This is a genomic window from Streptomyces sp. NPDC029044, assembly GCF_040637495.1.
Classification (GTDB): Bacteria; Actinomycetota; Actinomycetes; order Streptomycetales; family Streptomycetaceae; genus Streptomyces.
The window spans coordinates 17234-33989 of the sequence record NZ_JBEZWN010000028.1 but is presented as its reverse complement, the minus strand read 5'-3'; the positions used below and the strand labels follow the sequence as shown (position 1 = coordinate 33989).

The following is a 16756-nucleotide window of genomic DNA, read 5'->3' as shown; positions in this document are numbered from 1 at the left end:
TGCCGCTCCCGCCCCCGGCACCGGCGGACGGCGCGCACCGGCCCGGCAGGCGGTGGCCGGTGCCGCTCCTCGTGGCCGTGCTGCTCGCGCAGATGGCCTTCGCGATGGTCACGACCGCCGTACGCCAGACCCCGACGATCGACGAACCGGTGTACGTGGGCGCGGCCGCCCAGTACGTGCACGAGCACCGGCTGCGGCACAACCCCGAGCATCCGCCGCTCGGCAAGCTGCTCATCGGCGTGGGGGTCGCCCTCGCGGATCCGCACATCGACCCTGCCTTCGACGGGGACCAGGGGCGGTCGGGCCGGCATCTGCTGTACGAGTCGGGCAACGATCCCTGGCGGCTGATGCTCCTGGCCCGCCTGCCGGTGATCGCGCTGACCCTGTCGTTCGGGCTGGTGGTGTTCGCGTTCGCCCGTGAACTGGCCGGGGCGGTCGCGGGGTTGGCCGCCCTCGCGCTGTACTGCTTCTCCCCCGACGTCATCGCCCACGGCTCGCTCGCCACGCTCGACGTACCGGCCGCCGGGTTCGTGCTGACCTCGGCGTGGCTGGTGTGGCGGGCGCGCCGGACACCGCGGCTGTACGCGCCGCTCGCGGGAGTGGCGCTGGGCGCCGCGCTGGCCACGAAGATGAGCATGCTGCCCGCTGTGCCGGTGCTGGTGGTGCTGACCGCGGTGTCCGTGTGGCGGTCGTCCGGCGCCCGTCGGCGCCGGGCCGTTGCGGCGGCCGGCGCGGTGGCCCTGGTCGCCATCGCCGTCGTGTGGGTCACGTATCTGACGGTCGATCCGCGGCTGCGCTGGGCTCCGGAGCACCAGGTGCCTGTAGTGCGCGGGCTGCGGGGGCTGCTGGTGGGATCGATGCCGTTCCCGGAGGCCTACCGGGACGGGATGCGGGTGCAGTTCGGGCTGGAGAACCGGCCGTGGCAGGGGTTTCTGTTCGGGCGGCTGTACGACGGCTCGCTCTGGTACTACCTGCCGGCCGCGCTGCTGGTGAAGACGCCGCTGGGGATGCTCGTGCTGTGGGCCGCGGGTGCCACGGCCCTCGTCGCGGTCCGGCGGCTGCGGCCGGCCGCGCCCTGTGTGCTGGCCGTTCCCCTGGTGCTGCTCGCGGCGGCCATGCAGGGTGCCCGGGATTTCGGGACGCGGTACGCCGTGTTCCTGCCGCTGTTCCTCGCGGTGGCGGCAGGGTGCGTCCTCATGGTGCGGCGGCGGTGGGTCTGCGTGGGGCTGGCCGTGCTGGTGGCGTTCGCCGCCGTCAGTTCGGTGCGAGCGTATCCCTACTACCTCCCGTACTCCAACGAGGCGTTCGGGGGGCCGGGCAGGACCCGGGAGTCGCTGCACGACTCGAACGTCGACTGGGGGCAGGACCTCGGGCGGCTCGCGGACCGGCTCCGTGAGCGCTATCCGGGCGAGCGGGTGTGGCTCGTGTACAAGGGCAGCGGTGTGCCGTCCTTCTACGGCATCGAGGCCTCCGATCCGCGGCGGGTGCCGGTCCGTTCGGTGCGGGGGCTGCTGGCCGTGTCGGACTCGGCGGCCGCGAAGGCCACGGGGCGGCTTGCCGAACTGATCGGCGACAGCCGCCCCGTGGACGACGTCGGGCACTCGATCACGCTGTACCGCCGTTGAGGGCGGTCGCGCGCGTACGTGAGTGCGTCGCGTGAGTGCGTCGCGTGAGTGCGTCGCGTGAGTGCGTCGCGTGAGTGGGTCGCGTATCAGTGGGTCGCGTAGAAGAACCCGTCCGCGCTCACGTGCTCCATGACCCGGCCGGCCACCCGGTAACGGCCGTTGGGCACGTCGGGGCACCTCGCCACATGGACCGCCAGCGGGCCGGCGAACTCGTAGCCGCGGCGTTCCGCGTGGCGGCACAGGCTGTCGGTGAGGGCCTGGCCCACATCGGTGCCGGTGCGGGTCAGATGGTCGTGCACGTCGTCGGGCAGTTCCACGTCGTAGGCGTTGGGGACCATGACGCGCCCCTCACGGCACACGACGGCGTTGTCGTCGCATGCGCGCCGCAGGGCGTCGACGACCTCGACGGGTTCCTTGTCGAGGAGCCGCGCCCACAGCGCGTCCAGGCGGTTCTCCAGAGTCTGTTCCAGCGCACTCAGCGCGCCCATGCCGTCTCACCTGCCGGAAGCGTGGTCGATTCGATCGGGATGCCGGGGATGCCCCGCGAGGGCATCGTCTAGCGGTCGTCGTAGTCGTCGGGGCGCACCTCGGCCTCTTCCAGGGCCTCGCGCATCGTGCGCCCGGTCGCGCCCGGCGGCCGGGAGCGGTTGTCGTCCCGGTGCTCCAGCAGTTCGTCCGTGGTCTCCGTCTTGGGACGGTTCTCCTCGGGGACGGTCATGTCGGCGGCTCCTCTCGGGGTCGTGTGCGGCGGCGGGTTCCCGCCCGGCGTACGGGTAACCCCCGGCCGGGCAGCTCATGCTGTCCGGAGAAGCCCTGGTCACCATGTGCGTGAGCTATGTTGAACCTCCGTGGGAGACGAAGGAGGCGCACCGGTGCCATCGCCGCAGCAGGCACGCGCACAGGCATCCGCGATCACCTCGGGGAAGGCCGCCCCCGAAGCGGAGGTCTCCCCGTCCGCCCAGCTCAGGGCGCTCTTCGACCGGCCCCGGCTGTCCCCCGGGCAGCGGCGCATCGCGCAGTACCTGATCGAGCACATCACCGAGGCGGCCTTCCTGTCGATCACCGATCTGGCGGACCGGGCCGGTGTCAGTCAGCCCTCGGTGACGCGGTTCGCCTCGGCGGTCGGCTTCAGCGGCTACCCGGCGCTGCGGGAGAAGCTCCAGTCGATCGCGCTGGGCACCCTCGCCGTCGGCCCGGCCGAGGAGATGCGCGGCAACGAACTACAGGCGGCGGTCGACGCCGAGATCGAGAACCTGGAGAACCTGCGGCGCGACCTGGCCGACCCGGACGTGGTCATCGACGTCGGCCGCAAGCTCTCCTCGTCCACCCCCCTGACCGTCCTCGGGCTGCGCATCTCCGTCTCCCTCGCCGAGTACTTCGCCTACGCCGCCCGCCGGATCCATCCGGACGTACGGCTCGTGACGCGGGGCGGCAGCGTCGCCTACGACGCGCTGCTCCAGTCGCGTGAGGCGGGAGGCACCTGGGTGCTGGCGTTCTCCCTGCCCCGGCACGCCCAGGAGACCCTGACGGCCGTGCGGGTCGCGCGGGGCGCCGGGCTCAAGGTCGCGCTGATCACCGACCTGGCCCTCGGGCCGCTCGCGGACGAGGCGGACGTCGTCTTCGCCCTCGGGACCGGCTCGCGCCTGGTCTTCGACTCCTACGCCGCCCCGGGCGTGATGTGCTCGGCCCTGCTTCAGGCGATGACGGACGCGGATCCGGAGCGGACGCAGGCGCGGCTTGACGAGTACGAGCAGCTCGCCGACCAGCACCAGTTCTTCCTCAGGGACTGAGCGACGGGCGGCACACCCGGCCGGCGGCCCACACATGGGGACCATCCACAACAAAGCGCGCATGAATGTTTTCATGCTCCTTGCAAACCGGATGGCATATATAAATACTGCTCACGGATCGCGACCCGGCAGTTCCGGATCCGTTCCGCACCCGTGGAGCCGGGTCCTACCCACTCCGGCGTCCCGGGTGTTCGTGGCGGCCCCGGTCATCCCCTAGGCCGGGGCCGCCCCGACCCGTCGTCCACCCTCACGACGCCGCACACCCGGAAGCGATGATCATGCACCTGACCACCACGCGCATCAGCCCCGACTGGCCCTGCCAGGTCAAGACCCCCGGGAGCTACGACTGGGAGCGCTCGGCGGCCAAGTGGCTGCGCGAGCTGGTGCCCACGCGCTACGCCGGATACCCCGTGTTCATCCGCCACCCCGTCCTCCTGGCCCGGCACGCTCAGATCCAGGTCCAGAACGAGATCCGGGTCGCCCGCACCGCCCTGCAGACCGCCCGCGCCGACCTGCCCGGACTCGGCCTGCACGAGGGGGTCATCGAGCACACGATCAAGCTGTACGCGGCCGAGGTCATGCAGCTCCAGCACATCGCGCGCAGCGTCCGGGCGGTGACCCAGGCCCTGGTGGAGGCCAACCGCCAGCCGTGAGCCGCTTGGCATGACCGGCGCCGCGCGTGGCACCCGTGGGGGAATGAGCACCACCACAGCCCGGCGCCGCGAGCCGGTGACCACGGTCCTGACCTGGCAGGTGCGCCCCGGCCGGGAGCAGCGCTTCGAGGAGTGGACGCACGGCATCACCCGCTGCGCCAGACAGTTCCCCGGCAACGAGGGCGTCTCCTGGCTGACTCCCGAGGACGGCCACCGCTACCACGCGGTGCTGCGCTGGTCCGATCAGCACCGGCTCGCCGCCTGGCTGGAGTCCGAGGAGCGCGCGCACTGGCACCGGCGGATCGAGGACATCGCCACCGAGGTCAGCAGCGAGCGTCAGTCGACGACGGGGATGGAGACCTGGTTCAGCCTCCCGGGCACCACGGTGCAGGCCCCGCCCCGGTGGAAGATGGTCCTCACGACCTTCCTCGGCGCCTACCCCTTCACGCTGCTCGTCCAGTGGCTGGTGACGCCCCACACCACCGGCTGGCCGCTGCCCCTGCGGGCGGCCGTCTTCCCGCTGGTGCTGCTGCCCGTGCTGACGTACCTGGTGATGCCGCGACTGAGCCGGCTCCTGCGGTTGTGGCTGTATCCGCGCGACGGCCGCTGACCGCTGCCGGGCGGGGCCCGGGCGACGGATGGGGCGCCGGGGCCGGGCGATCGATCCGTGCCCACCAGCCGGTCTTCGAATCGGGCCGGATGTGCAATGCTCAACGCGTGACGAGCGAGCCCGCGACGCCGGCGCAGCCCGGTGCCGCACCGGACCTGGTCGAACTGACCAAGATCGTCGCCCGGCAGCGTGCGGAGCTGGACCGGCTGCGCGACCAGGCGGCCACGGCTGCTGTCGTGGAACGGGCCAAGGGCGCGGTCATGGCACTGACCGGCTGCCCCGCGGACGCCGCGGGCGAACTGCTGCTCCAGCGGGCCAAGGCCGCCCGTCACACCCTGCTGGAGGAGTGCTGGATCACCCTGGGGGCCCTCCCGCCCACGCCCCCCGCCCCGGGCGGGGCGAGCGGGTCCCCCGGCGTCGATGCACGCGACCCCGGGGCAGCGGCCCTGGAGCGGTCGGACGCGCCGGACGACGTCAGCGCCGCCCTGGCCCGCCTCGGCCGGGCCCTCGTTCGGGTGATGACGCCGCACGACCTCGCCCGGTGCCTGCTGGAGCATCTCGGCCCCGACATGGGGGCCGACGCGGTCCTGATCTACGCACGCAGGCCCGACGGCGGGCTCGGTCTGATCGGGCACGCGGGTATCGACGACCAGCTGGCCGCCCAGTGGTGCCAGGTGCCGCCGCTGAGCGGCATGGCGGCGCTGGACGCACTGCGGGCGGGTGAGCCGCGCTGGCTGGAGGACTTCGCCGCGGACGAACGGCGGTACCTGCTCATCGGCGACCCTCCCGACCGGTGGCGCTCGCGTGCCTGGCTGCCCGTGGTCACCGCGGGCCCGGCCGATGTCTGCATCGGCGTGCTGCGCGGCCGGGCGGGGGTCTTCACCCCCCGCGACCGCGCCCACCTGCTGGGCGTCACCGGGCTGTGCGCCGGCCGGCTGCGCGCCTTCGACACCCCGCCCCAGCGCGACGCCGACGCCGCCACGGACGCGGTGCAGGCGTTGTTCGAGGCGCTGCCGGTCGCGGCGATGCTGCTCACGCCACTGCGGGCCGCGACGGGCGAGACCGAGGACTTCCGGGTGGAGGCCGCGACCGCGCAGGTGGGTGATCTGCTGGGCCGCACCGGTGAGGAACCGGCCGGGCGGCGGCTGCTGGAACTGCGGCCGGCCCTGGCGGCCGAACCGCTGTGGCAGGGCTGTCTGCGGGTGCTGGCCACCGGGAAGGCCTACGAGGGCGAGCCGTTCGCGCACGAGGAGGTCGTGGCGGGCGTCGCCGAACTGTCCGTGTACACGGCGCGGGTGGCCCAGCTGGGCGACGCCCTCGTCGTCTCCTGGATCAGGCACGGTTCCTCCGACCGGCAGGAGCAGCGGCTGGCGGACCTCCAACGGCTGGGCAGTCTCGGCTGGGCGAACTGGAACCTGACCACCCAGGAGGCCTCCTGGTCGACCCAGGTGTTCTCCCTCGTCGGGCGGGACCCGGCGCACGGCCCGGTGCGCCTGCCCGAGGTGCCGGAGCTCGCGCTGCCCGAGGACACACCCGCGCTGACGCGTGCCGTCGATGAACTCGTCCACGGCGGGCGGCCGTTCGACGTGCCGTTCCGGATCCGGACGAGCGGCGGCATCCGGCATCTGCGGCTGGTGGCCGAGGCGGTGGCCGACCGGCACGGAACGCCCGTCGAGGTGCACGGCTTCGTGCAGGACATGACCGCCCGGCGGCGGGCGGAGCTCGCCCTGGTCGAGAGCGAGCGGGCGATCCTGACCCAGCACGACGTGCTCCAGGCCGAGCGGACCCTGGCCACCCGGCTCCAGCACGCCCTGCTGCCGATGTCCAACCGGCCCGTGCACCTGGCCGGGCTGCGCGTCGAGGTCGCCTACCTTCCGGCCCAGTCGGGTGTGCACGTCGGCGGTGACTGGTTCAGTGCCATCGAACTGCCCGACGGGGACGCGCTGCTGGTGGTCGGCGATGTCGCCGGGCACGGCGTCGACGCCGTGGCCACCATGGCCCAGCTCCGGTTCACCGCGAAGGGCATGGTCATCACGGGCTCGTCGCTGACCGGCGCGCTCGCCCGGCTGAACACCCTGCTGCTGCACTCGCGCGACTCGCACGCGACCGCCACGATGGTGCTGGCCCGCTACGAGCCGCGCCGCCGGCGCCTGGTCTGGGCCCAGGCGGGGCATCCGCCGCCGCTGCTGCTGCGGGACGGCGCGGCAACGTATCTGCCCAGGCCCCGCGGCATGCTGCTCGGGGCGACCGCCACGCCGGTCTACGAGGAGGCGGAGTGCCGTCTCGACCCGGGTGACCGGCTCATCCTGTACACCGACGGCCTGGTGGAGCACCCCCCGGACAGCATCGACCGGGGTCTGGAGCAACTCGCCGAGGCGGTGGCGGCTCCGCACGGCGACGGGCCCGCGTCGCTGGGGCCGTTGCTCGCGCGGATGCTGCCGGACGAGCGGCGGGACGACGTGTGCGTGGTGGACGTCCGGGTTCCCGGGGCTCAGGACGGGTAGGGCACCGCACCTCAGGAGTCGCCGCGGTGACGCCAGTACCACCACAGGCCCACGACCAGGGCCAGCAGGAAGAGCGTGGGCAGCACCAGGCCGGGGATGCGGGAGCCGTTCATGGGCGTGGCCTTCGGTTCGCGGTGGTCCGGGGGCCCGTGCGTCGCCCCGGCCCAGGATGACGCGGGGTGGGCCCGCCTTTGTGCCGCTTTCCCCAGCCGTTGCCCGGTGTTCGATGGAGGGGGACGTCAGTCGACCGGGTGGCCGGGGTCGATGGCGACCGCGTCGGACAGCCGCAGCAACGGCCCGTCGTGCGCCTCGTGTCCGCCCCACTCGACCGGGTCGAGCACGAAGCCGATGTGGTCGCCGCCGCCCGCACGGGTCAGGATCCGGCCGACGAACCAGGCGGGCGCGTCCTCCAGGACGAGGGCACCGCCGTACGCCTCTCGCAGACGTACGTCCTGGAACTTGTCCGCCCGGTCACCGGTGTGCCCGCCGAACAGCTCGGCGAGGCCGTACTGTTCGCGGCCGAGCAGGTGGACGGCGAGGACGTCCGCGTTCCGGGCCACCCGGAAGGTGTGGTTGAGCTCGGACAGCCACACCACGAACCGCACGGGCCGCAGCGAGCACTGCGAGGCGAACCCGACCAGGCATCCCGCCCGTTCACCGCCCGCGGCGGCCGTGACCACGTACATCTCGGGGTTCAGCCGCTCGACGAACTCGTCCATGCCGGCCATCGTCACACATCAGCTCGCCCCCGCCGGTGTGCGGGACTCCAGTGCGGCCCGGGTGTCGTTGCCGTACACGCCGGTCTCGTCGCCGCGGATGCCGTACCAGAGCTGGAAGCGGGCGACCGCCGCAGTGAGCGTGGGGTCGTACCGGCCGCTGGTGGAGCCGTCCCGGTAGACGTCCGGGATGCGCAGGAGACGTTGCTGGAGTTCGGTCACCTCGGGGCCGGTGGCTCCCTCGCGCAGCGTGCCGGCGCCGTCGGGATCCACGGGTGCGGGGGCGGCCGGGCCGGACGGGGTGGGCGTGGGGTCGGGGGTGGAGGGGGCGGCCCGGGGCGGGCCCGGCGCGGGCGCGGCGGTGTCGTCCTTGTGCTCGCCGCGCAGCAGGAGCGCACCGCCGAAGCCGATCACCGCGGCGGCCAGGACGGCCACCGCGACGGCGGCGCGGCGCAGCCCGGCCCCGGGGAGGACGGCGCGGGAGGAGCGGCGGGTGGTCGCGCGGGCGACGGGAGGGAGCTCCTGCGTCAGGGCCTCGGAGCCGGCCGGCGGCCCGGGCAGTGCAACGGACTCGTGACCGCCGGGGTCCCGGCCGGAATCCTGCCGGCCCGGCTCGCGGCCGGTGTCCCGCTGGAACTCCCGCATCAGTTCCGCGAGGGCGTCGGTGCGGCGCGGCCGCAGGACGCGGATGGGTTCGAGGGCCGGGCCGTCCTGCGGCGGCCGGGGCTCGGACGGTGTCGACACGCTGTACTCCTTCGTCCGGGCCGGGGGCACCCGTCTTCGGGGATCGTCCTGCGCCTAGATACGCGGCCTGCGCGTCCGGGGTTCACCGGCCGGTCGGGCCCGGCCGGCAGAGCACTCAGTACCTCCCGTAATGTGCACTGAGTGCCACCTCTGATCTTCCGGGTGCTACGTTCGCGCCCATGAGCTCCGAGAAGGACGAGGCCGGCGCCGGAAAACCACCCATGCGGGACGCCCTGGTGGCGGCGGCCTTCCGGCTGTTCCTGGAGCGGGGGTACGAGCAGACCACCGTCGACGACATCGTGGCGCTCGCCGGTGTCGGACGGCGCTCGTTCTTCCGGTACTTCCCTTCCAAGGAGGACGTGGTCTTCCCGGACCACGAGCGGTGCCTGGCCGACATGACGGCCTTCCTCGCGGGCGGCTCCGACGACGACGAACCCGTGGAGCGGGTCTGCGACGCGGCACGGCTCGTGCTGCGCATGTACGCCGAGAACCCGACGTTCTCGGTGCAGCGCTACCGCCTGACCAGGCAGGTGCCGGGGCTGCGCGCCTATGAGCTGTCGGTCGTGTGGCGCTACGAGCGGGCCCTCGCCGCGTACCTGCGCCGGCGCTTCGCCGCCCGCCGGGAGGGCCTCCTTCAGGCCGACGTGATCGCGGCGGCTGTGGTGGCGGCGCACAACAACGCGCTGCGGTCCTGGCTGCGTTCGGACGGGCGCGGCGAGGCGAGTACCGCGGTCGACCACGCGCTGGCCTACGTGCAGTCGGCTTTCGGGGCCGTGCCGGTGCCGCCGGTGGCGGAGCGGCCGGAGGACGTGGTGGTCGTCGTGGCGCGGCGCGGGGCGCCGCTGTGGCGGGTGGTGCAGGAGATCGAGGCGACGCTGGGGCGGGGCTGAAGGCCCTCACATTGAGGGTACGGAGTGCCTTTACGAGTGGCACTGAGTGCCATACTCTGTGCTGCGTGCACGGTGGCACGGCGAACCGCGCACACGTGTGCGCGGGTGATCGCGTGCGCGGATTCCGGCCGAGTGCAGGGAGTTGACCAGCGTGTACCACTCAGGGAGCGTCGCTCAGCAGGCAGCCGGCTCCGCGACGGGTCTGCTCGACCCGAGGGGCCAGAACCAAGAGGCCATCCTCTTCCAGCGCTGCACCTGGTGCGGCACCGCCATGTACCACCGGCTGCTGTGTCCGGTCTGCCGGGGCAGCGAGCTGCGCACGGAGCGCGCCGAGGGCACGGGCACCGTCCGCCACTCCACGGTGGTGCACCGCAACACCCCCGCGGCGCGCAACGTCTCGCAGGTGGAGATGTCCGAGGGGTTCGTCGTTCGTGGCCGGGTGATGGGCCCGCCGATCGGCATCCACAGCGGGGACCGGGTGCGGCTGTCCACGGCCAAGGACCCGGTACGGGGCGAGCCGGTCTTCCAGCTCTTGGACGAGCCGTACCGGGCCTGGAGCTGACGCGCCCTCAGCCCGCGATCAGCTCGTCGGTGCGCACGGGCCGTCCCGTCTCGAAGCTCCGGTTCGCCGCCAGTCCCACCGCGAGGGCGAGCGCCCCGTCGCGCTCGGTGGCCGTGGTACGGGCCGCGGCACCGGGGTCCGCCGGGTGGCTGGGGCAGACGGGCCCGAACAGCGCGTCGAGCATGCGGGGGTCACCGCCGCCGTGGGCTTCGTGGGCGACCGCGAGTGGCACCTCCACCGGGGGCCGCCACAGCGGGCGCAGGGTGAGACGGGCGCCGCCCGCGTGCTCGGCCGCCGTGTCGCCGTGCACCGCTCCCACCGCCGAGGTGATCCGGCGCAGCGGCGGCTGCCAGCGGCTCTCCTCCACCTCCAGTTCCAGCCGGCCCGCGCTGCCGTTGAACATCACCCGGTAGCCCTCCCAGGGGGAGTAGGCGGTCAGGTGGTACGTCATCGTCGCGCCGCGCGCGTAGCGCACCAGGACGGACATGTCGTCCTCGATGGTGACCGGCCCGTCGAAGACGTTGCGGTCGCGCAGGTAGCCGTCGTCGCGTTCGGCGTCCAGGTAGAGGGCGCGCAGGGTGTCGTCGGCCGCGAGATCCAGGGCGAAGGGGTCGTCGGCGGCCGGCTCGGCGCCGTGGGCGCGGTCGTAGTCCCGGCGCAGGCCGTGCCGCTCCCCCGCCTCACGGCCGTAGAAGCCGAGCCGGCCGTAGCCGAAGGCCTCCCGGGGCTCGTCGGCGAGCCACCAGTTCACCAGGTCGAAGTGGTGCGAGGACTTGTGCACCATCAGGCCACCGCTGTGCCGCTTCTCGCGGTGCCAGCGGCGGAAGTAGTCGGCGCCGTGCCGTACGTCGAGCAGCCACTCGAAGTGGACCGACAGCACCTCGCCGATCGCGCCGTCGGCGAGCAGTTCACGGACCGCCTCGTGCACGGGGTTGAAGCGGTAGTTGAAGGCGACCGTCAGGGAGTTGCCGGTCTCGCGGACGGCGTCGAGGATGCGGGCGCAGCGCCCGGCGTCGACGGTCATCGGCTTCTCGGTGACCACCCGGCAGCCCGCCTTCAGTGCCGGGACGATGTAGCGGTCGTGCTCGGAGTCGACCGTGGTGACGACGACCTCGTCGATGCCCTCCTCGGCGAGCAGGTCGGTGAACCGGTCGGGCTCCCACGCGGTGGCGGCCGGTGCGCCGGTCTCGGCCAGCAGCCGGTTGTGGAAGGCCATCCGGGTCGGGCTGGGGTCGCACAGCGCGGCCACGACATGGCCGGGGCGTTCGGCGAGGCCGCGGGTGAACAGCTGGGCCCGGTGGCCGGTGCCGACGACGGCTGCGCGCAGGACGGGAGTTCGGCTCATGGCAGGTGCCCTTTCCCGCGGACGGGGTCCCCACTCCCGTCCGGCCGATAGCGCTTGCCGGACCTCAGGGGGTGATGCGGATGCCCACCGTGCCGTCCACGCCCCGGCGCAGCCGGCTGCCGAGCAGGGTCAGCCGGCCCGTGAGGCCGTACTTGCGGCCGATCAGCTGCCGGTAGCGGCCGCTGGTGGCCGCGTCGCAGATCTCCGCCGTCGCGGGCACCTGGTCGCCGGTGGGGTTGCCGCGCAGGTCGCACGGGCCGACCAGCACGTCGGCGCGGTTGCGGATCCGCTTCACCTTCCAGGAGTCGGCGGACGTCCACACGCCGAGCGCCTCCCCGTCGCGGACCACCCAGACCGGGGTGGCGACCGGCGTGCCGTTCCTGCGGTAGCTGGTGACCAGCAGGTACTTGCCCGCGCCGAGTTCGTCCAGCGTTCTGTCGTCCATGCCCGGAAGTCTACGAGCGTGTCCCCGGGTTCAGAGCAGTGCCGCCGCCATCCTGCGCACCGCCTCGGTGAGCACCTCCTGGGAGGCCGCCAGGTTGAGGCGTACGTGGCCGGTGCCGCCCGTGCCGAAGGGAAGGCCGGAGCTGAGGGCGACACGGCCGCGGTGCAGGAAGACGTCGGCCGGGTCGTCGCCGAGCCCGAGGGCACGGCAGTCGAGCCAGGCCAGGTAGGTGGCGTCGCCCGGGCGGTAACGGACCGCGGGCAGGTGCTCGGCGAGCAGGTCGGCGAGCAGCCGCCGGTTGCCGTCGAGGCCTGTCAGCAGGGCGTCCAGCCAGGTGACACCGTCGCGCAGGGCGGCGGTGTGGGCGATGACGGCGACGTGGCTGGGGCCGTGCCCCACCTCCGACGGCATGCGGTCCAGGTCGGCGGCGGCCCCGGGCCCGGCGACCGCGAGGGCGGCCTTGAGCCCGGGCAGGTTCCAGCCCTTGGAGGCCGACATCAGGGACAGGCCGCGCTCGGCGCCCGGCACGCTCAGATACGGCACGAAGCCGGCGCCGTCCAGCACGAGCGGGGCGTGGATCTCGTCGGCGACGACGCGCACGCCGTACCGCTCGGCGAGGCCCGCTACGGCGGACAGTTCCTCTTCCGTGTGCACGGTGCCGGTCGGGTTGTGGGGGTTGCACAGCAGATGGGCGGCTCGCCGCCCGTCCGCCACGGCCTGCCGGAAGGACGCTTCCAGGACCTCCAGGTCGATGCGCCCGTCCGCCCCGAGCGGGGCCTCGGCCACCCGCCGGTCCATGTGCTCCACGAACAGGTAGAACGGCGGGTACACGGGCGGGTTCACGACCACCGTGTCACCGGGGCCGGTGACGAGTTTGAGCATCTCGACGACACCCAGCATGACGTCGGGCACGATCGCGGTGCGCTCCACGGCAAGCCCCTCCCAGTCCCACCGCTTCGCGGCGAAGGCGGCCAGGGCCTCCGCGTAGGCGGTGCCTGCCGGGTAGCCCGTGTCGCCGAGGTGGAGCGCTTCGGTGACGGCGCGCACCACGGGCTCGGCGAGCGGCACGTCCATCTCGGCCACCCACAGCGGCAGCACGTCGTCCGGGTAGGTGCGCCACTTTATGCTGGTGCGCTGCCGGAGGCGGTCGAGAGTGAGGACTTGCAGGGGATTCGGTTCACCGGACGTCTCGTGCGGGATCCTGGTCATGGGCACACGATAGGGGGCTGTGCGGTGAGCGGGAATCGTGCGAACGGCGAGTTCGGCGGGGCGGTGGGCGCGTCGCTGGAGATCGCCTGCGACGAGTCGGGGTCGGACGGTGAGAACCTCACCGGCGGCAACACGGACGTGTTCGCGCACGCCGGGGTCTCGCTGTCCATGGCGTCGGCCGCGGCGACGGTGGGGGAGATCCGGGACCGGATCCGGTCGCCGGCCGAGGAGTACAAGGCGAACCACCTGCTGCGGGAGAAGCACCGCGCGGTGCTGGAGTGGCTCCTCGCGCCGGACGGCCCGATCCACGGGCGGGCGCGGGTGCACCTCATGGAGAAGACGTACTTCGTGGTGGACCGGACCCTCGGCCTGCTGCTGGACGACGCGGCCGAGGCGGCCGTCCTGTTCCGCGTGGGGCGCCCGGTCTTCGGGGAGGACGGCTGGCGGGCGTTCCTGGCGGCGGCCAACCAGTTGCTGCGGGTCCGACACGACGGGGACCCGGTCGACGCCTTCTACGGCACCGTCGGCACCCTGCTCCGGGCGCATCCGGGGACGGACGCGGCACGGATCCTGGAGCGGCTCGCCGTGACCCGGCCCCGCGCGCGGGCGTACCGGGACGGGTTCCTGGCCGGGCCGCCCCTGATACCGCTGCTCAACCCGCTGCTCCCGGCGATCGTGCGGACGGCCGCGCTCTGGAGCGGGAGCGGGCGGCCGGTCCACCTCGTGCACGACCGGCAGAACATGCTGACGCCGGATCGCATCGCATGGATCGAGGGCACGGCCCGGCGGGCCGGTGTCGGCCTGGCCGGGCTGCGGCTCGTCGTGGCGCGGGACGACGAGCGGGTGCAGGTGGCGGATTTCCTCGCCGGGATCGCCCGCAAGATCGCCTCCGACGAGCTGAACGGCCGCGGGGACCCGGCGCTCACCGCGCTGCTGCGGCCCTACGTCGATCCGGACTCGGTGTGGGGCGACGCGCGCAGCGGAGCCCTGCTCGCGGCCCCGGTCACCGGCTGACGCCGAAGAGATCACCGGTGCGCTGAACACGGCACGGCTCCGCCCCGTATGGATGAAGGGCACTCAACTCAAGGAGTGCCCTGCGGTGTTCGCATCGTGATGTTCTGGTTCGGGAGCCATGCATGAGGCACGCACGACGACGGGTCGTCCGGCGAGTGACACGGCTGGCGGCAGTCGGCGGACTCCTCCTCGGAGGAGCGATGGTCACCACCGCAGTGGCGAGCGAGCCGTCGGCCCCGGTCATCGGCGTCCCGTTCACGGCGCCGCCGGCGACGGGCGAGGGCACCGACCTCGTGTCCCGGCTCGGGAACGCGCGCACGGCGGGCAGCTGGATCGACTCCGCCGGGCGGCCGGTCGTCGCCGTGACGGACGAGAAGGCGGCCGCCGAGGTGAAGCGCGCCGGCGCGCAGGCCAAGATGGTCCGTCACAGCATGAGCGACCTCAAGTCCGCTGCGGCGACCTTGCGTTCGGCTCCGCGGGTGGCAGGGACCTCGTGGGCCCTGGACTACAAGAACAACCAGGTGGTGGTGCGCGGTGACAGCACCGTCTCCGCCTCCGCCTGGTCCCGGATGACCGAGGTCGCCGAGGGCATCGGCTCCTTCGTGCGGATGGAGCGCACCGAGGGCACGTTCACGACCCGGCTCAACGGCGCGCAGCCCATCCTGTCGACCGCCGGACGTTGTTCGGCGGGGTTCAACGTGACCGACGGCAAGAGCGACTTCATTCTCACGGCGGGGCACTGCGGGCCCGACGGCTCCGTCTGGTTCGCCGACGACCGGGGCCGGCAGCAGGTCGGCACGTCACTCCGGGGGAGCTTCCCCGGCGACGACTACTCCCTGGTGAAGTACGACGGCGGCCGTGCGGGCAAGGGCGCGGACGTGGTGGCGGTCGGTGACGGCAAGGGCGTGCGGATCACGGGCGTCGCCGATGCCGAGGTCGGGCAGAAGATCTTCCGCAGCGGCAGCACCAGCGGACTGCGCGAGGGAGAGGTGACGGCGCTCAACGCGACGGTCAACTACCCCGAGGGCACGGTCACCGGCCTGATCGAGACGAACGTGTGCGCCGAACCCGGTGACAGCGGAGGGCCGATGTTCGCCGACGGCATCGCGATCGGCCTGACCTCGGGCGGCAGCGGGGACTGCAAGGCGGGCGGCACGACGTTCTTCCAGCCGGTGACGAAGGCGCTGACCGAGCTCGGCGTCAAGCTCATCGTGGCGAAGTCGTCCGGTGGCACGGGCGCCGCACCCGCTCCGTCGGCCTCGCCGGGTGCGGCCTCGCCCGGTTCGTCGGCGCCGATCACGGGCACGGACGTGTCGACGCTGCTGACCCGCCTCACCGACCCGCGCAATGTGGGCCCCGGCATGCTCGTCATCGCGGGCAGCCTCGTGGCGCTGGTGGCGACCCGGTGGATCCGCGCGGAGCAGGACCGCAAGGCGTACCGGCAGTACTACTCGGCCACTTGGGGATGAGGCGGGTGGCCGGCCGCCCTGGGACGGGCCCGTCAGCCCAGGGTGAGCAGGACGGTCGCGAGCCCCGACCCCAGCAGCCCCACCACCTGACGGCGGCTGATCCGCTCGTGCAGCAGGGCGAGGCCCAGCAGCACGGGGAGGGCCGGGTACAGGGAGGCCAGGACCACGGCGACGGCCAGCAACTGCCGCTGGGCGGCGAGCAGATACAGCACAAGGCCGAGGGCCGCACCGGCCCCGACGAGGGCGGCCTGGACGCAGCGGTCCGGCGGCAGCCTCAGGCGTCGGGCGTGCCGTGCGGCGTTCGGCAGCAGGACGAGTACCGCGGCGACCCGGCCCGCGGCGACGGGCCACAGCCCGCTTCCCGCACCGGCCTGGGCGAGGGCGAGGTACTGCACGGCGACGCCCGCGCTGGCGACGAGTCCGTCCGCCGTGCCCTGGCCCACGGCGCCCTTGCCTCCGGCCACGAGCCACAACGCGGGCACCGTGACGGCGATGCCCAGCCAGGCGACGGCGCCCGGACGGTCTCCGAGGACGAGCACCCCGCACAGCACCGACAGCGCGACCCCGGTGACGGCACTCACCGGCACCACGACGGTCATGTCCCCCCTGCTCAGCCCGCGGTTGAGGAACCACATGGCCGCGCCGCTCCCGACGCCGGACAGCGCTCCCCACAGCAGGTCGGCGGGGTGGACGGCGTCGGCGGGCAGGAGGAGCGCGGCGGCGCAGGCGAGCAGCAGCCCGCCCAGCTGGCCGAGGAAGGTGACGGCGGTGTGATGCACCCGCCGGGACAGCAGACCGCCCGTGAAGTCGACGATGCCGTAGACGACGGCCGAGGAAAGTGCGAGAAGGGCACCCATTGGATCAGGGGTGCCCTTCGACGAGGGTCCGATGCGTCAGCGCGCCGGGACGATGGTCAGGCCGCGGGAGCCGGCTGCGGGGCCGCGGCGGCCCACTCCAGGACGAGCCGCTGGTACTCCTCGCGCTGCTCGACGCTCAGTGTCCCGCCCGACCGGCGCCACAGCGCACGGATCTCCTCGTTGACCTCGTCAGCCGATCGCTCGGATGATGGTTCAACAGTGGTGGACATGCTGTGAAGCATACGTCGCCGGACGTGAAGGCAATGTGAGTAATCACGAGCTAAACGGGCATTTCGGACAGTGTTGCTGATCACGTCCATCTC

The 16756-nt window shown here is 73.2% G+C and carries 18 protein-coding genes; 9 read left to right on the top strand and 9 right to left on the bottom strand.

Translation table 11 applies throughout. The features are described 5' to 3' along the window. Positions 1 to 92 precede the first annotated feature (92 nt). A complete protein-coding gene (locus tag AB0E85_RS22370; protein ID WP_361929981.1) occupies positions 93 to 1625 on the top strand; it encodes a phospholipid carrier-dependent glycosyltransferase in 1533 nt (510 codons plus the stop codon). Positions 1626 to 1711: 86 nt separating this feature from the next. Here the strand turns inward: AB0E85_RS22370 and AB0E85_RS22365 are convergent, their stop codons facing one another. Together AB0E85_RS22365 and AB0E85_RS22360 are read right to left on the bottom strand one after the other, a co-directional pair. After that, positions 1712 to 2113, bottom strand: coding sequence for a DUF3662 domain-containing protein (locus AB0E85_RS22365; RefSeq protein WP_361929863.1), 402 nt, complete (start codon positions 2111 to 2113; stop codon positions 1712 to 1714). 68 nt (positions 2114 to 2181) lie between these two features. Further along, positions 2182 to 2343 (bottom strand): hypothetical protein, encoded by a 162-nt coding sequence (locus AB0E85_RS22360; RefSeq protein WP_361929860.1) that lies wholly within the window; start codon positions 2341 to 2343, stop codon positions 2182 to 2184. A gap of 154 nt (positions 2344 to 2497) precedes the next feature. On the opposite strand from AB0E85_RS22360, the gene AB0E85_RS22355 reads away from it, so the two are divergent. The 4 genes from AB0E85_RS22355 (at position 2498) to AB0E85_RS22340 (ending at position 7182) form a co-directional block, all read left to right on the top strand. After that, positions 2498 to 3415 carry a MurR/RpiR family transcriptional regulator gene (locus tag AB0E85_RS22355; protein WP_361929857.1) on the top strand — a complete coding sequence of 306 codons (918 nt, stop codon included), beginning with the start codon at positions 2498 to 2500 and terminating at the stop codon, positions 3413 to 3415. Positions 3416 to 3687: 272 nt separating this feature from the next. Continuing rightward, on the top strand, positions 3688 to 4068 hold the full coding sequence (locus AB0E85_RS22350; protein ID WP_174569490.1) for a hypothetical protein: 381 nt from the start codon (positions 3688 to 3690) through the stop codon (positions 4066 to 4068). A 43-nt stretch (positions 4069 to 4111) separates the two neighbouring features. Then, positions 4112 to 4678 (top strand): antibiotic biosynthesis monooxygenase, encoded by a 567-nt coding sequence (locus tag AB0E85_RS22345; RefSeq protein ID WP_361929854.1) that lies wholly within the window; start codon positions 4112 to 4114, stop codon positions 4676 to 4678. An 89-nt stretch (positions 4679 to 4767) separates the two neighbouring features. Beyond that, the gene (locus AB0E85_RS22340) at positions 4768 to 7182 is read left to right on the top strand and encodes a SpoIIE family protein phosphatase (protein ID WP_361929851.1); all 2415 of its coding nucleotides are present in this window, start codon (positions 4768 to 4770) and stop codon (positions 7180 to 7182) included. A 239-nt stretch (positions 7183 to 7421) separates the two neighbouring features. Here AB0E85_RS22340 and AB0E85_RS22335 read toward each other — a convergent pair whose 3' ends face one another. Both AB0E85_RS22335 and AB0E85_RS22330 read right to left on the bottom strand, forming a co-directional pair. Beyond that, complete coding sequence (locus AB0E85_RS22335; RefSeq protein ID WP_361929848.1) at positions 7422 to 7910, bottom strand: flavin reductase family protein; 489 nt, start codon at positions 7908 to 7910, stop codon at positions 7422 to 7424. Positions 7911 to 7919: 9 nt separating this feature from the next. Continuing rightward, on the bottom strand, positions 7920 to 8642 hold the full coding sequence (locus AB0E85_RS22330) for a peptidoglycan-binding domain-containing protein (protein ID WP_361929845.1): 723 nt from the start codon (positions 8640 to 8642) through the stop codon (positions 7920 to 7922). Positions 8643 to 8863: 221 nt separating this feature from the next. Here AB0E85_RS22330 and AB0E85_RS22325 point away from each other — a divergent pair, with 221 nt between their 5' ends. Both AB0E85_RS22325 and AB0E85_RS22320 read left to right on the top strand, forming a co-directional pair. Then, a complete protein-coding gene (locus AB0E85_RS22325) occupies positions 8864 to 9532 on the top strand; it encodes a TetR family transcriptional regulator (protein WP_361929980.1) in 669 nt (222 codons plus the stop codon). 151 nt (positions 9533 to 9683) lie between these two features. Next, the gene (locus tag AB0E85_RS22320) at positions 9684 to 10094 is read left to right on the top strand and encodes a zinc ribbon domain-containing protein (RefSeq protein ID WP_361929842.1); all 411 of its coding nucleotides are present in this window, start codon (positions 9684 to 9686) and stop codon (positions 10092 to 10094) included. A 7-nt stretch (positions 10095 to 10101) separates the two neighbouring features. Here AB0E85_RS22320 and AB0E85_RS22315 read toward each other — a convergent pair whose 3' ends face one another. The 3 genes from AB0E85_RS22315 to AB0E85_RS22305 form a co-directional block, all read right to left on the bottom strand. Continuing rightward, positions 10102 to 11439 carry a Gfo/Idh/MocA family oxidoreductase gene (locus tag AB0E85_RS22315; protein ID WP_361929839.1) on the bottom strand — a complete coding sequence of 446 codons (1338 nt, stop codon included), beginning with the start codon at positions 11437 to 11439 and terminating at the stop codon, positions 10102 to 10104. 64 nt (positions 11440 to 11503) lie between these two features. Next, positions 11504 to 11884, bottom strand: coding sequence for a PPOX class F420-dependent oxidoreductase (locus AB0E85_RS22310; RefSeq protein ID WP_361929837.1), 381 nt, complete (start codon positions 11882 to 11884; stop codon positions 11504 to 11506). A 30-nt stretch (positions 11885 to 11914) separates the two neighbouring features. Then, entirely contained in the window at positions 11915 to 13093 is a 1179-nt protein-coding gene (locus AB0E85_RS22305; protein ID WP_361929834.1) for an aminotransferase class I/II-fold pyridoxal phosphate-dependent enzyme, read from the bottom strand. Positions 13094 to 13117: 24 nt separating this feature from the next. Between AB0E85_RS22305 and AB0E85_RS22300 the strand changes: the two genes are divergently transcribed. Together AB0E85_RS22300 and AB0E85_RS22295 are read left to right on the top strand one after the other, a co-directional pair. Continuing rightward, complete coding sequence (locus tag AB0E85_RS22300; protein ID WP_361929831.1) at positions 13118 to 14107, top strand: hypothetical protein; 990 nt, start codon at positions 13118 to 13120, stop codon at positions 14105 to 14107. A gap of 122 nt (positions 14108 to 14229) precedes the next feature. After that, positions 14230 to 15576, top strand: a complete 1347-nt coding sequence (locus tag AB0E85_RS22295) for a S1 family peptidase (protein WP_361929828.1) — start codon at positions 14230 to 14232, stop codon at positions 15574 to 15576. Positions 15577 to 15608: 32 nt separating this feature from the next. Here the strand turns inward: AB0E85_RS22295 and AB0E85_RS22290 are convergent, their stop codons facing one another. After that, a complete protein-coding gene (locus AB0E85_RS22290; protein WP_361929825.1) occupies positions 15609 to 16433 on the bottom strand; it encodes a DMT family transporter in 825 nt (274 codons plus the stop codon). 56 nt (positions 16434 to 16489) lie between these two features. Then, on the bottom strand, positions 16490 to 16675 hold the full coding sequence (locus tag AB0E85_RS22285) for a hypothetical protein (protein ID WP_184563058.1): 186 nt from the start codon (positions 16673 to 16675) through the stop codon (positions 16490 to 16492). Positions 16676 to 16756 lie beyond the last annotated feature (81 nt).